We start from the raw sequence: 13,140 nt of genomic DNA on the forward strand, positions 1-13,140 counted from the left end.
CCCGGGTAGCCATTGAGTAGCGGCGAAGCCGCGTATCGAAATGGCGTATCGAAGGACAGGTTTAGCGGGTCCGGCGGTGCTTCGATACGAGCCTTCGATACGCCGCTCGCGCGGCTACTCAGTCTCTACTCGGCACGAACGGGCAGAGGGTGTGGGCCCTCTCACACCTTCAGCAGATGCGCCGAATATTCGAGGCTGAGGATGAAACCTTTCGCGTCGGCGCGGAGGTCGCTGGCGGAACGACTAGGCAGGCTTTGCTGTCGCGCAGATGAACAAGGCTTGCACTTCGACCCGTCTCCCTTGATGGGAGAAGCGAGAAGGTTGGGGGACAGCCGATGACCGAAGCCAATGACTGACAGGGCCGCCGAAGCATCGCATCGCCGCATCCTGTTCGCGAGCCTGGTGGGCACCGCGGTCGAATTCTACGATTTCTACATCTTCGCGACCGCGGCGGCGCTCGTCTTCGGGCCGCTCTTCTTCCCCGGCGTGGATCCGGCAGCGCAGCAGCTTTCCTCCTATGCCACCTTCAGCGTCGCCTTTTTCGCGCGGCCGCTGGGCGGGTTGGTGTTTGGGCATTTCGGCGACCGGCTGGGGCGCAAATCGACCCTCGTCGCCTCGCTGATGCTGATGGGGCTTTCGACCGTGCTGATCGCGTTCCTGCCCACCTATGGCCAGGTCGGGATCGTCGCGCCCGCTTTGCTTTGCCTGCTCCGCTTCGGGCAAGGGCTCGGGCTGGGCGGCGAGTGGGGCGGGGCCTCGCTGCTCGCGGTCGAGAATGCGCCGCGCGGCTGGGAGAATCGCTATGGCAGCTTCCCGCCGATGGGCGCGCCGGTGGGGTTCATCGCCTCGAACGGACTGTTCCTGCTGCTGGGGCTCTGGCTGAGCGACAAGGATTTCCTCGAATGGGGCTGGCGCGTGCCTTTCCTGCTGAGCGCGGTGCTGGTCGCGCTGGGGCTGTGGGTGCGGCTCAAGATCGGCGAGACGCCCGCGTTCGAGAGCGCGGCGGGGCACCGGCCGGTCGCCAAGGTGCCCGTCGCCGAGCTGCTGCGCGATCATTGGCGGCCGACGCTTGCCGGGACGGTAGGGGTGATCGCCTGCTTCGCGCTCTTCTATCTCTCGACGGTGTTCGCGATCGGATACGGCACCAAGACGCTGGGTTACAGCCGCGAGCTGTTCCTGCTGATCCAGCTGGTCGCGATCCTGTTTCTCGCCGGGGGGATCATCCTGGCGGGGGTGCATGCCGATCTCGGCAATGCGCAGCGGACGCTGTTCCGCGGCTTCCTCGTCACCGTCGCGGTCGGACTGCTGCTGCCGCTGCTGCTGGTGAAATTCTCGCCCGTCACGGTGTTCGTGTGGCTCGCCTTCGGGCTGTTCACCATGGGCTTCTGCTATGGGCCGCTCGGTGGGTGGCTGCCGAGCCTGTTTCCGGCGCGGGTGCGCTATACCGGCGTGTCGGTGACCTTCAATCTGGGCGGGATCATCGGCGGCGGGCTGACGCCCTTCATCGCGCAGAAGCTGGTCGAGCAGGGCGGGCTGTCGCTGGTCGGCTATTATCTGGCGGGCGCAGGCGTGGTGAGCATGCTCGGCCTCGCGATCATCCCGAAGGTGAAGCCCGCAGAAGGGTGATCCGCGCCTTGCCGTGGACGCGGCTGGCCTCGATCTCGAAGCCGGCGACGGCGATTTCCTCGGCCTTTCCGGTCTCGATGCTGATCCAGGTCGCGGCATTGGTCCAGCCGAGCCGCGCCAGCTTGTCGAGCGCCACCTCGCCGGCGCCGGTGCCATAGGGCGGGTCCATCAGGATCAGGTCGAGCGGTTTCGGCGCAGGGCCGAGCGCCAGGACCGAGGTGGCGCGGACATCGGCGCGGGTGTTCAGCTGGGTGAGGTTGGCGCGGAGCGCGTCGAGCGCGGCCTTGTCCTGCTCGACGAACAGGCACGAGGCGGCGCCGCGCGACAGGGCCTCGAGGCCGAGCGCGCCGCTGCCCGCGAACAGATCCGCCACCGCCAGCCCCTCGAAGCTGCCGATCCGGCTGACGAGCATCGAGAAGAGCGCCTCGCGGGTGCGGTCGGCGGTGGGGCGGGTGGCGTCGCCCTTGGGGGCGAGCAGCGGGCGGCCGCGCCATTGGCCGGCGATGATTCTCATGCGCCAATTCCTCCCCGGAACGGGGAGGGGGACCGCCGCGAAGCGGTGGTGGAGGGGCCGCGCCGCAGGCGCGGGAGTCGCTTGCCGCACGCGGAACCGCCGTCTTCGCGGCGGCCCCTCCACCAGTTTCGCTGGTCCCCCTCCCCGTTCCGGGGAGGAATTGAGAAGGCCCTCACTTCCGCGTCCTCGGGGGTCGCCCCGGCTTGTTCGGCTTGCCGCGGCCGCCCGCGGGGCCGCGGGAGGGCCCGGCGGGGCGGCGGGGGCGGTCGACCAGATCGCCTTCGCGCGGGGCCTGTGCCTCGCGGTGCGAGCGCGCGCGGGCGGCGCGCGCGGGATTGGCGACGTCGCGCGGGGCCTCGTCGCGCCGGGCAGGGGTGCCGCGCGGGGTGAATTGGGATTCGCGAGGGGCGCGCTCGGGGCGCGGGGCGGCGGGCTTGGCGAAGGCGCGGCGCTCGGGTTCGCGGCGGCCGGGGCGATTGTCGGGACGGGGGGCTCCCGGCACCGCGACGGGGGTCGCGCGCGGCGGTGCCTGCACGCGCTGGCGCACCGCGAACTGGAGGTTCGATGCGGCCTTGCCGCCGCCGGGGCGGGCGAGCACGGAGCGGAAGGTTTCGAGATCGTTCGGCCGGACCTCGTCGACATCGCCCACCGGCAGGTCCCCGAGCCGGAACGGGCCGTAGCGGGTACGGATCAGCCGGCTGACCTTGAGCCCCAGATGCTCGAGCACGCGGCGGACCTCGCGGTTCTTGCCTTCGGTCAGCGTCAGCTCGATCCACAGATTCGCGCCGGTGCGCCGCTCCAGATTGGCGTTGATCGATCCGTAGCGCACGCCCTCGATCTCGACGCCGAGCATCAGGTCCTCGAGCTGCGCCTGGCTGACCTGGCCATAGGCGCGCGCGCGATAGCTGCGCTCGACGCCGGTGGCGGGGAGTTCGAGCTGGCGCTTGAGCTCGCCATCGGTGGTGAGGAGCAGCAGCCCCTCGGTGCTGAGGTCGAGCCGCCCCACCGGCATCACCCGGGGCAGGCCCTTGGGGAGTCGGTCATAGATGGTGAGCCGCCCCTTGGGGTCGCGCTCCGCCGTCAGCAGGCCGGGGGGTTTGTGATAGCGGAACAGGCGCGCGGGCTCGGCGGCCTGGACGGGATTGCCGTCGACCGTCACGCCGTCGAGCGATTTGAGGATCGTCGCCGGCGTATCGAGCACCACGCCGTTGAGCGCCACGCGCCCCTCGGCGATCATCCGCTCAATCTCTCGCCGCGACGCGATTCCGGCACGGGCGAGCAGCTTGGCGATGCGCTGCTGATCTGGATCACTGGAACTCATCCGCGCGCTATAGCGATAATGTCACAGGCGCCAAAAACTATCCGGTTCCCAAGTTTATTGCGGCACCGGAAGGGCCGTGCGCCGTTTAGGATCGCCAGGCGGGTGCGGGGCCCGTGCGTGAGGTTGATTGGAAGTCGGTTCGATGTTGTTCGGAGGGAAAAGGAAGCGGCGGATCGAGCGGTTGCTGATCGTGGAGGACGAGCCGCTCGTCGCCTTCGATACCGAACATTTCCTGCGCGATGCGGGGTTCGAGATCGTGGCGACGGTGGATAGCGTGGCGGCGGCGCTGCGCGTGATCGACGCGGAGGATCAGGAGATCGACCTGGTGCTGGCCGATGTCAGCCTGTCCGACGGCAGCGGGATCGACGTGGCCAAGGCTGCGCATGCCAGGGGCTTCCCGATCCTGTTCGTCACCGGCAACTGCCCGGGCGAGGCGCGGGCGCTGGCGGCGGGGTGTTTGTCGAAGCCCTATCCGCAGCGCGATCTGCTCGCGGCGATCGACGCGATCGAGGCGGTGGAGGATGGCAGGAAACCGAAGCGCTTGCCGGGCAGCTTCAGCCTGTTCAAGAAGGCGGCGTAAACCGGCGGCCGTTCCCGCGCGTATCTCCGGGCCTGGAGGCATGATGATACGTTCTACGATCCTTTCGCTCTTCGCCCTTGCCGCTTGTTCGGGCAGCGCACCGGCGTCCGCGCCCGCCGATCCGGCGGGGCCGGCGCATCCGGTGGCGGTCGAGCTGTTCACCAGCCAGGGTTGCTCGTCCTGCCCGCCCGCCGATGCGCTGATGGAGAAGCTCGCGGCAGGGCCCGATGTGGTCGCGATCACCCGGCCGGTGACCTATTGGGACGAGCTGGGCTGGAAGGACACGCTCGCGCGCCCGGCCAATACCGAGCTCCAGCACGCTTATGCCGCGCGGAAGATCCCCGGCGCGGGGGTCTATACGCCGCAGACGGTGGTACAGGGGCGGACCGGTTTCGTCGGCAGCAGCGAGGGCAAGATCCGCGGCGAGATCGTGCGGCAGAGCCATGCCGCCGAGCCGGGGCTGGCGATCTCGGGCGGGGCCGTGCGGCTGTCGGGCAGCGGGCGGGGCCAGCTCTGGGTGGCGGCGGTGCGCAAGACCGTCACCGTCAGGATCGGGAGCGGCGAGAATGGCGGGCGGAAGATCCGCTACGCCAATGTGCTGGTCGGCGAGACGCGGATCGGCGAGTGGAAGGGCGGGAGCGCCGAGATCGCGGTTCCAACGGCGGCGATGCGGGTGGCAGGGGCTGATCGCTATGTCCTGCTGCTCCGCGACGGGCCCGCCGGGCCGATCCTGGCGGCGCGCTACCTCTAGGGCCGGTTCAGGGAAGCGGCCTGATCACCGGATAGACGGCCATGCGGAAGGTCGCGAGGCAGTGTTTCGGCGTGTCGTCGAAGGTGAAGGCATAGCTGCCCCATTCGGCACGTGCCCGCCATTCGTTGCCGACGTGCTTCGGGTTCGGAACGGTGCTCAGAACATCCTTGCGAGGTTCGCATACACCGCTGAAGCTCAGGAAGAGCAGCGCGGGGGCATCGGGAGGCGATGCTGCGGGCTCGCGGAACTCGGCGCGGGTGGTGCCGCCATCGGTCGTGAAGACGCTGACAGCGAAGACGCCCGGGCTGACCTCGGCCATCGCATGGTTGAGCAGCAGGTCTTCGGCCTGGGCGAGGGTGCGCGGCGGCTTGTAGGTCCCCTGATAGACGAACATCATGATGCCCGTTTCCTGCACAGGAGCGGCCAGCAGGGCGAGGGGCAGGGGGATCACGCGAGCGCGGCCTCGACGGCATCGTGGAAGTGCCGCACGCCGGCTTCGAGCGTGCCCAAAGTCAGCCGCTCGATCGCGCCCGATTCGAGGCCCTGCTGGCCCAGCTCGGCGGCGCGGAAATCCTCGGCGGCGAACACGCCCTCGTCGAGCAGCTTCCAGCTCCGTTCCCAATGGGCGAGCGCCTTTTCGGTCGCGGGCGCCTCGGGAATCAGCATGAAATCCTCGACCAGCACGCGGTCGACTCCCTGCGGCATCAGCACCATCAGGTTGATGTAATCGGGGCTGACGATCAGCACCGTGCCGGGAAACATCTGATAGGTGTAGGTGATCGCCCCGCGCAGCACCGCCCAATCGCTCGACGACAGCGCGTCATGCTCCGAATCGCGGCCCACCGCGGAGCGCTGGTGCGGGCCGATGCTGTCGGCGGTGGTGACGCCGTCCTTGAAGAAGGGGCCGATCGTGCCGGCGTGGAGGCGCTGGACATGGTATGACTCCAGAAAGGCATCCATGATCAGCTTCCAGTTCGCCTGCACATCGTGGGTGCGGCGGCGGAAGAGGTGCTGGCCGGCGAGATCGAAGGCCTCGAAGTCGTTCGCGAGCGTCTCCGCCGCGGAGAAATCCGCCTCCTCGTCGAACGAGAACCAGATCAGCCCGCCCGCTTCGCGCGTCGGCAGGCGCTTGAGGCCATGCTCGGCCTTGTCGAGCCCGGGGAAGGTCTCGGGGCGCGGCATGCCGGTCAGCCGGCCGTCGAGCGCATAGCTCCAGGCGTGATAGGGGCAGATCAGCCGGGGCGACTTCACCGCCGCGCAGCCCTCGACCAGCCGCGTGCCGCGATGGCGGCAGACGTTGAGGAAGATATGGGCCTGCCCGTCCTTGTCGCGCGCGATCAGCAGCGGCTTGCCGAACCCGTCATGCGGCACGGCCATGTTGTTTTCGGGCAGCAGCGCGGAGGGGGCGATCACCAAGGGCGCGCGGGTGAAGATGCGGGCCTGCTCGGCGGCATAGCGTTCGGGCGCGGTGTAGGCGGCGGCATCGACATAAGTGATGCCGCTGGCGCCGCGCGATCCGCCCGTAGCGAGCGAACGCGCCAGAGCGAGCTGGCCTTCGGTCGGCGTTAGCGCGTTCATCGCGGTGATCCTCTCTGGCCTTCCCCGTCTTTTGCGCTAGTTTCGGCCTGAAGCTTCGGAGGGGCAAGTGGAATGAGCGAGTGGTGGGTCGGCGCATTTGTGATCGCCATCGTGGCGCTGGGATTGCTTTCCCGGCTGCCGATGTTCCGCAGCGCGCTCGCGCCGATCGGGCCCTATGTCGAAAAGGAGACGCTCGCCGCCTTCGCGCTCGGTGTCTCCTCGGGCTTTCCCTATGCGATGATCGGCGCGACGCTGACCACGCGGCTCGCGCAGTCGGGGATCGACAAGAAGACGGTCACCGCCTTCACGCTGGCCTTCCTCGTCTACAACTTCAAACCGCTCTGGGCGTGGGTGGTTGAGGGTGTGCGGCTGCCGCTGATCGGCGGGCTCGGCCAGCGCGTCTCCTGGCTGCTGTTTGCGGGCGTGCTGGTGATGGCGGCGGTGCTCAATCTTGCGCTGGTCGATCCCAAGGCGAGTATCGAAGCGACCGTCGTCGCCGCCGTGCTGGTCGGCTTGGCGGGCGCAACCTTCGATATCGTGATCGACGCCTATCGTATCGAGACCCTGCAACCCCGCCAGCTCGCCGTCGGTTCGGGGATGACCCAATATGGCTGGCGCATCGGATCCGTGATGGCTGGCGGGCTCGCGCTGCTCGTTTCGGCGCGGTTGGGATGGACGACCGGCTATGCGCTCTGTGCTGCGTTCGCGCTGCCGGCGATGCTGACCGGCCTGTTCCTCGGCGAACCCGATCGGCACCGCCCAATCGCCGGCAAACGCGGCATCGGCGAAATCTGGGCGTCGATCATCGGCCCGTTTCTCGAATTCTTCGGACGCAAGGGCGCATTTCTCGTGCTGGTTTTCATCCTGATCCACAAGATCGGCGATACGCTCGGGCAGCTCACCGTGCGGCTGCTGTACAACGATCTGGGTTATTCGAACGACGAGATCGCGTTCTACGATGTGGGCATCGGATTCTGGGCCTATCTCATCGGCATTTTCGTCGGCGGTTACCTCTATTCGCGGTTGGGCATGAAGCGATCTGTGCTGCTCAGCCTCGTGCTGATGGCGGTGTCGAATGCGAGCTTTGCCGGGCTTGCCGTGCTGGGGCACAATAATCTGGCGATGGCGGGCGCGCAGGGCTTCGAGAATTTCGCGAGCGGGATCGGCGGCGTGACCGTGATCGCCTATTTCTCGATGCTCGCGGACCTGCGCTACACGGCGGCACAGTTCGCGCTGATCTCGGCGGCCGCAAGCATCGTCGGGCGCATCGTCACCGGCAACCCCAAATACGGTGCCGGCTGGATGATCGAGAAGCTCGGTTACGTCGATTTCTACATCTTCACCACATTGGTCGCGCTGCCGGGCGTCTTCCTCTTCTGGTGGATGATGCGCGCCGGGCTGATCGACCAGTCGATCGGCACCGCCGGCACGGTGGAGGCCGAGACCGAGAGCAAGGCCGCGAGCTGATCCATGCTCTTCTATATCGGCATTATCATCCTGGACGTGGCGTGCCTGATCCATCTCGTGAGGACGGGGCGGAACACGCTGTGGCTGAGTGCGATCATCTTCATGCCGGTGGCGGGGGCGCTCGCCTATTTCGTCGTCGAGGTGCTGCCGGGCATGCGGCACGATCGCCATGTCCGCACCGCGCGGGCGCGGGCGATCCAGGCGCTCGACCCCAAGCGCCAGGTGCGCGCGGCGCGCGACGCGCTCGACCTGTCCGACACCGCCGAGAACCGGCTGAAGCTGGCCGATGCGCTGGTCGGTCTGGGCGAACACGCCGAGGCAATCCCCTATTATCGCGAGGCGATCCGGATGACCGCGGGCGATCCCGATGTCCGCACGCAAGGCAAGCTCGCCGCCGCGCTCTACGAGACCGGGCAGGGGGCGGAGGCGCTGGCGCTGCTCGATGCGGCCGATCCGCCGCTCGGCCAGAGCGAGCGCGACCGGCAACAGCTGCTGCGCGGCAAGATCCTCGAGCATCTCGGGCGCAAGGACGAGGCGCTCGAACTCTATGAGGACGTCGTCACCCGCCTGCCCGGCGAGGAGGCGCGCTGCCGCTATGCCGCGCTGCTGCTCGACCAGGGATGGGACCGCAAGGCGATCGTGGTGCTCGAGGAAGTGGAGAGCCGGATGAAGCGTCTCGACCGGCTCCAGCGCGCGGCCGACGCCGACATGTATCGCTGGGCAACCGAGACGCTCGCGCGGTTGAGGGCTGCCAAGTGAAGCGGCGCACGCTCTGGATCGCCGCGGCGGCCTTGCTGGTGCTCAGCGCCGGCTGGTATTTCGAATCCCCTTGGTGGACGCTGTGGCGCATGGCCGGCGCCGCCGAGGCGCATGATGTGAAGACGCTGTCGGCCTATATCGACTATCGCGCGGTGCGCGAGGATATGCGCGCGCGGATCAACGCCCGGATCCATGAACGCGGCGGACTGGCGCGGCGAATCGGCGGGACGCTGGAGAAGGCGGTGATGGGCGCGGCGATCCGGCCCGAGGGGCTGCGCGCGAGCTTCCTGATTTCGGGCATCACCGGCGAAGGGAAGCCGCTCGGCCCCGGCGACATCTGGGTGCTGCGCGACAGCTTCAGCCAGTTCCGCATGGTTCGGCGCGACGGGAAGGGAAAGACGCTCGTCTTCCGCCGCGAATGGCTGTGGTGGAAGCTGGTGGCGGTCGGTTAGGGGCCGTACTCGACCAATTTGAATCGTCATCCCGGCGAAAGCCGGGACCCAGGAATCACTGGCGATACCGTTCGTGGCTCTGGGTCCCGGCTTTCGCCGGGATGACGGGGTTCCAACCTGGTCGAATACCCGTCAGAGCGGAAGCCCCAGGTCCGCGAAGGCGTTCGACAGGGCATGCGCGGTGGCGAGGACGCTTCCCGCGTCGCGCACGCCGAGCAGGTCGCGGAGCAGCAGTCCCGCCGTCTCGGGATTCTCGCGTACCCGCCCGAGCACCGCGAGCAGGGTCGCCTCCGATCCGGTCATGCGCGGACAGCACCATGGCGCGATCGTGATCGGCCCCGCCGAGGCGCGCGCCATATCCGCCATCAGCGCGCGCAGCAGCACCAGCGGCCGCTGGAACCCCTTGCCGAACGCCGTCACGAAGGCGTTTGCCGCGCAGGCGTCGTTCAGCCCGTGCATTCCCATCTGCCGCACCCCGAACAGCAACAGCCGCGCGCCGGCATCGTCGGGCTGCAGGGCGGGGAGGCTTTCGGTGAGCGGGGAAACTGGGGGCATGGGAGACTCCGGCACGTTACGCCGCCAGTCTCGCCAATCTGCTATTGATAGTCAATCGCAATAAAGATGGAGCGTTGACTGGCAGTCGGCGCCTGGGCTTTGCAGGGCATGGTTGGGCGAGTCCGCTCCCAAGCCCTTGCAATGTAGGATTTCGCCTGCTTGGCTCGCGCAGCCGGTCGCTCTGGCCGCTCTTTGACGCTCCTGACGAACGAGGCGTTTTCCCCGGGAAACCGCGCGGCGCAAACCAAGCGCGATAGTGTGAAGCCAGTGTCAACTTTCACATGCTGGGACGGTCCAGCCTGGCGCGCTATCGAGTCCGGACCCTAGGCGCTCAACGCCCGCGCCAGCGCCACGAACTCCGCGACCGAGACCGTCTCGGCGCGGCGGCTCGAATCGATGCCGAGCCGCTCCATCGCCGCGAGCGCTCCGGGCACGCCCTTCAGGCTCTGGCGCAGCATCTTGCGGCGCTGGCCGAATGCCGCCGCGGTGAGGGCTTCCAGCGTCTTGAACTTGACCCCCTCCGGCTCCGCGGCGGGCACGATATGCACCACCGCTGACATCACCTTGGGCGGCGGGGTGAAGGCGGAACGGTGGACCGTCATCGCGATCTTCGCGGTCGATCGCCACTGCGCCAGCACCGCCAGCCGCCCATAGGCGTCGGTATCGACGGCGGCGACGATCCGCTCGGCCACCTCCTTCTGGAACATCAGCGTCAGGCTCGCCCACCACGGCTCCCACGCCGCCGAGAGCCACCCGACCAGCAGTGCGGTGCCGACATTATAGGGCAGGTTGGCCACGACATGCGGCTTGCCGGCGAACAGGGCAGGGGCATCGACCGCCAGCGCGTCGCCCTCGATGACGCGCAGCTTGCCCGGAAACGCCTCGCCCAGCTCAGCCAGCGCCGGAATGCACCGCCGGTCCCGCTCGACCGCAGCCACGCTGGCGCCCGCTTCCAGCAGCGCCCGCGTCAGCCCGCCGGGCCCGGGCCCCACCTCGAATACCTCGGCCCCCTCCAGATCCCCCGGCACCCGCGCGATCCGCGCAAGCAATTGGCCGTCGAACAGGAAGTTCTGGCCCAGCGCCTTGCTGGCGCTCAGCCCATATCTCTGGATGACATCGCGAAGCGGGGGTAGGTCGGTCATCGCCAAAGACTTAAGGCGTCCCGGCGGTGACGAGTTCGGCGCGGTGTTGCGCGGCGGAGGCGGCCATGCGGATCGCGGCGATCATCGCGCCGGGGTTCGCCTCGTCCTTGCCCGCGATCCCGAACGCGGTGCCGTGATCGGGCGAGGTGCGCACGATCGGCAGCCCCAATGTGGTGTTCACGCCGTCGTCGAAGTGCAAGGTCTTGAGCGGCACCAGCGCCTGGTCGTGATAGCAGCACATCGCCACGTCATAGCCGGCGCGGGCACGCGGGTGGAACATCGTGTCGGCGGCGAAGGGGCCCACCGCGTCGATCCCCTCCTCGCGGAGCTGCTCGATCGCGGGCTTGAGCAGTTCGATCTCCTCGCGCCCGATCGCGCCGCCCTCGCCGGCATGCGGGTTGAGCCCGGCAAAGGCGAGCCGTGGCCGCTCGATCCCGAAATTGCGGTACAGCCCGCGCGCGGTCACCCGCGCCTTGGCGAGGATCAGCTCGATCGAGAGCAGGCCCGGCACATCCTTGAGCGCGACATGGACGGTGATCGGCACCACGCGCAGCGTCGGACCGGCGAGCATCATCACTGCATTCTCGCTCGAAACGCCACAGCGTTCGGCGACGAACTCGGTCTGGCCGGGATGGGTGAAGCCGATATCGTAGAGCTGCGCCTTGGAGACCGGCCCGGTGACCAGCCCGCCGACCGCGTCCGACGAACGTGCCATCCCGACCGCGAGTTCGAGCGATTGCAGCGCGCAGCGCGCGCCGTCGATATCGGGCTTGCCGGGGACGATCTCGCCGGTATCGGCGACCGAGATTACCGGCAGCGCGCTCGGAAACACCGCCGCCGCCTCTTCGGGGCCCGAGATGCGCTGAACCGGCCCATCCCACACCGCGGCGATCGCGCGCTCGTCGCCCACCGCGAAGAAGGGCGCGAGCGAATGCAGCTCGCGCGCCTTCCACGCCTTGGCGGTGATCTCGGGGCCGACCCCGGCAGGGTCCCCCATCGCGATGGCGAGCGGCAGGTTCATCGCTCGCGCATCTCCCTCACTCAGCGATATTCGATGATCGCATCGCGGCGAAGATCGCGCAGCATGCGCTCGGCGCGCAGATTGGTGCGCTTCTCGATCTCCTGATCCTCGATCTGCGCCGCCGACGGCAGGCCCACCGCGGGCGGATCGTCGCGGCCGCAGAGCACGAGGACGCGCACGCCCTGATCGATCGATCCGAACGGCTGGGTCGCCTGGCCGACCTGGAGGCCGAGCATGATGTCCTGGAGCGGTGCCGGCAGCTGCTTGACCACGAGATTGTCGTTGGTGACGACCTCGGCGCCGATCGTGCCGGCCACGCGCTCGGCATCGCCGCAGCCCTGCATCGTGCTGGTCGCCTTGGCGAAATCGGCGGCGCGCTGGGTCGCCTGGGTTTCGTTCGTGCCGGGAGGGAAGGTGATCGTCAGCTGCTTGAGGCTCAGCTTGGCGTCCTTCGGATCGGCGCGGAGCACCTGGCGCTTTTCGGCCAGATAGATGATCGAGAAGCCGCCGGGGACCTCGATCGGGCCCGCGATCTGGCCCGCGCTCATCTGCTTGCCCGCGGCCTGAAGCTGCTCGGGGAGCAGGGGCAGGCGGATCCAGCCGAGATCGCCGCCGGTCGCCTTGGTGGTGGCTTCGGAATTGACGCGCGCCAGATATTCGAATGGCGTACCCTGCTTGAGCTGCTCGATGATGCGTTGCTGGGCGGCAAAGACATCATTGGCGCGATCGGGCGTCGCGTACATGAAGATTTCGAAGAAGTGATACTCGTCGGTGCCCTGATCGGCGGTCAGGCGGTCGAGGATCGCCTGGATCTCGGCCTGGCTGACATTGATGTCGACGCGGGCGCGCAGCAGCCGGCCCCAGGCGAGTTCGCCCTCGATCTGGCGCTTGATCGAGCGCTCCGACGATCCGATCTGGCGCAGCCAGGCGCGCATTTCGTCCGGGCTGCGCTTGAAGCTCGCCGCGACGCGATCGAAGCTCTTGTCGATCTCCTCGCGCGTGACCTTGATCTTGTCGGCGGCGGCGGCCTGGATCTGCAGCGTCTCGTCGATCAGCTGGCGCAGCACGGTGAGGCGCAGCCGCTGCATATCCTCGGGCTGGAGCTTGAAATCGTTGAGCGCGACGATCAGCGCGACGCGCTGATCGACATCGGTGCCGGTGATGACCGTATCGTTGACGACCGCTGTCGCCTTGCGGATGTTGGGGTCGGCCTTGCCGAAGATCTGCAGGTTGGCGGGCAGATCGAGGCCTGCGCCGGGAACCGTCTCATCGGGAACCACCTGCGCCATCGCGGGAACCGAAACCATGGTCAGGCCGAGCGCCAGTACCATCGCGCGGGCCGTCCGGACCGCCGTCGCAACACCAATGTTCACG

General features: G+C 68.2%; 14 protein-coding genes. 6 read left to right on the forward strand and 8 right to left on the reverse strand.

Annotated features, from left to right (window positions below; genetic code table 11):
- Positions 1-348 precede the first annotated feature (348 nt).
- Positions 349-1,626: an MFS transporter gene (locus OF829_RS10840; protein WP_264940029.1), complete on the forward strand. Its 1,278-nt coding sequence runs from the start codon at positions 349-351 to the stop codon at positions 1,624-1,626.
- On the opposite strand, the gene rsmD is transcribed toward OF829_RS10840, so the two are convergent.
- Positions 1,595-2,140, reverse strand: a complete 546-nt coding sequence (gene rsmD, locus OF829_RS10845; protein WP_264940030.1) for a 16S rRNA (guanine(966)-N(2))-methyltransferase RsmD — start codon at positions 2,138-2,140, stop codon at positions 1,595-1,597. The genes OF829_RS10840 and rsmD overlap by 32 nt on opposite strands.
- 172 nt (positions 2,141-2,312) lie before the next feature.
- The gene (locus OF829_RS10850; protein ID WP_264940031.1) at positions 2,313-3,461 is read right to left on the reverse strand and encodes a pseudouridine synthase; all 1,149 of its coding nucleotides are present in this window, start codon (positions 3,459-3,461) and stop codon (positions 2,313-2,315) included.
- A gap of 142 nt (positions 3,462-3,603) precedes the next feature.
- Between OF829_RS10850 and OF829_RS10855 the strand changes: the two genes are divergently transcribed.
- Together OF829_RS10855 and OF829_RS10860 are read left to right on the forward strand one after the other, a co-directional pair.
- On the forward strand, positions 3,604-4,041 hold the full coding sequence (locus OF829_RS10855) for a response regulator (protein WP_264940188.1): 438 nt from the start codon (positions 3,604-3,606) through the stop codon (positions 4,039-4,041).
- Between the two features lie 40 nt (positions 4,042-4,081).
- Positions 4,082-4,792, forward strand: coding sequence for a DUF1223 domain-containing protein (locus OF829_RS10860; protein ID WP_264940033.1), 711 nt, complete (start codon positions 4,082-4,084; stop codon positions 4,790-4,792).
- 7 nt (positions 4,793-4,799) lie between these two features.
- Here OF829_RS10860 and OF829_RS10865 read toward each other — a convergent pair whose 3' ends face one another.
- Complete coding sequence (locus OF829_RS10865) at positions 4,800-5,243, reverse strand: hypothetical protein (RefSeq protein ID WP_264940034.1); 444 nt, start codon at positions 5,241-5,243, stop codon at positions 4,800-4,802.
- Entirely contained in the window at positions 5,240-6,370 is a 1,131-nt protein-coding gene (locus tag OF829_RS10870; protein WP_264940035.1) for an aromatic ring-hydroxylating oxygenase subunit alpha, read from the reverse strand. Before OF829_RS10870 ends, OF829_RS10865 begins: the two co-directional genes overlap by 4 nt.
- Positions 6,371-6,511: 141 nt before the next feature.
- Between OF829_RS10870 and OF829_RS10875 the strand changes: the two genes are divergently transcribed.
- Genes OF829_RS10875 through OF829_RS10885 form a run of 3 tightly spaced genes read left to right on the forward strand, consistent with a single transcriptional unit; the run spans position 6,512 to position 9,048 of the window.
- Positions 6,512-7,837 carry an MFS transporter gene (locus OF829_RS10875; RefSeq protein WP_264940189.1) on the forward strand — a complete coding sequence of 442 codons (1,326 nt, stop codon included), beginning with the start codon at positions 6,512-6,514 and terminating at the stop codon, positions 7,835-7,837.
- Between the two features lie 3 nt (positions 7,838-7,840).
- Complete coding sequence (locus OF829_RS10880; RefSeq protein ID WP_264940036.1) at positions 7,841-8,596, forward strand: tetratricopeptide repeat protein; 756 nt, start codon at positions 7,841-7,843, stop codon at positions 8,594-8,596.
- On the forward strand, positions 8,593-9,048 hold the full coding sequence (locus OF829_RS10885; RefSeq protein ID WP_264940037.1) for a DUF2939 domain-containing protein: 456 nt from the start codon (positions 8,593-8,595) through the stop codon (positions 9,046-9,048). The genes OF829_RS10880 and OF829_RS10885 overlap by 4 nt, the downstream gene beginning before the upstream one ends.
- A gap of 132 nt (positions 9,049-9,180) precedes the next feature.
- Here OF829_RS10885 and OF829_RS10890 read toward each other — a convergent pair whose 3' ends face one another.
- The 4 genes from OF829_RS10890 to OF829_RS10905 all read right to left on the reverse strand — a co-directional run bounded on the left by OF829_RS10890 (position 9,181) and on the right by OF829_RS10905 (position 13,097).
- The gene (locus tag OF829_RS10890; protein WP_264940038.1) at positions 9,181-9,603 is read right to left on the reverse strand and encodes a DUF6628 family protein; all 423 of its coding nucleotides are present in this window, start codon (positions 9,601-9,603) and stop codon (positions 9,181-9,183) included.
- Positions 9,604-9,926: 323 nt separating this feature from the next.
- The gene (rsmA, locus tag OF829_RS10895; RefSeq protein WP_264940039.1) at positions 9,927-10,745 is read right to left on the reverse strand and encodes a 16S rRNA (adenine(1518)-N(6)/adenine(1519)-N(6))-dimethyltransferase RsmA; all 819 of its coding nucleotides are present in this window, start codon (positions 10,743-10,745) and stop codon (positions 9,927-9,929) included.
- Between the two features lie 10 nt (positions 10,746-10,755).
- Positions 10,756-11,766 (reverse strand): 4-hydroxythreonine-4-phosphate dehydrogenase PdxA, encoded by a 1,011-nt coding sequence (gene pdxA / locus OF829_RS10900; protein ID WP_264940040.1) that lies wholly within the window; start codon positions 11,764-11,766, stop codon positions 10,756-10,758.
- 20 nt (positions 11,767-11,786) lie between these two features.
- Positions 11,787-13,097, reverse strand: a complete 1,311-nt coding sequence (locus OF829_RS10905; RefSeq protein ID WP_264940041.1) for a peptidylprolyl isomerase — start codon at positions 13,095-13,097, stop codon at positions 11,787-11,789.
- Between the last annotated feature and the right edge of the window lie 43 nt (positions 13,098-13,140).

The organism is Sphingomonas caeni (genome assembly GCF_026013415.1).
In the GTDB taxonomy this organism is placed as follows: Bacteria; Pseudomonadota; Alphaproteobacteria; order Sphingomonadales; family Sphingomonadaceae; genus Sphingomonas; species Sphingomonas caeni.

Coding starts and splice junctions, on each gene's coding strand:
- OF829_RS10875 (WP_264940189.1), top strand. CDS start 6,512: ATGTTCCGCAGCGCGCTCGCGCCGATCGGGCCCTATGTCGAAAAGGAG.
- OF829_RS10870 (WP_264940035.1), bottom strand. CDS start 6,370: ATGAACGCGCTAACGCCGACCGAAGGCCAGCTCGCTCTGGCGCGTTCG.
- OF829_RS10860 (WP_264940033.1), top strand. CDS start 4,082: ATGATGATACGTTCTACGATCCTTTCGCTCTTCGCCCTTGCCGCTTGT.
- OF829_RS10880 (WP_264940036.1), top strand. CDS start 7,841: ATGCTCTTCTATATCGGCATTATCATCCTGGACGTGGCGTGCCTGATC.
- OF829_RS10905 (WP_264940041.1), bottom strand. CDS start 13,097: ATGGTACTGGCGCTCGGCCTGACCATGGTTTCGGTTCCCGCGATGGCG.
- OF829_RS10855 (WP_264940188.1), top strand. CDS start 3,604: ATGTTGTTCGGAGGGAAAAGGAAGCGGCGGATCGAGCGGTTGCTGATC.
- rsmA (WP_264940039.1), bottom strand. CDS start 10,745: ATGACCGACCTACCCCCGCTTCGCGATGTCATCCAGAGATATGGGCTG.
- OF829_RS10890 (WP_264940038.1), bottom strand. CDS start 9,603: ATGCCCCCAGTTTCCCCGCTCACCGAAAGCCTCCCCGCCCTGCAGCCC.
- OF829_RS10850 (WP_264940031.1), bottom strand. CDS start 3,461: ATGAGTTCCAGTGATCCAGATCAGCAGCGCATCGCCAAGCTGCTCGCC.
- pdxA (WP_264940040.1), bottom strand. CDS start 11,766: ATGAACCTGCCGCTCGCCATCGCGATGGGGGACCCTGCCGGGGTCGGC.
- OF829_RS10840 (WP_264940029.1), top strand. CDS start 349: ATGACTGACAGGGCCGCCGAAGCATCGCATCGCCGCATCCTGTTCGCG.
- rsmD (WP_264940030.1), bottom strand. CDS start 2,140: ATGAGAATCATCGCCGGCCAATGGCGCGGCCGCCCGCTGCTCGCCCCC.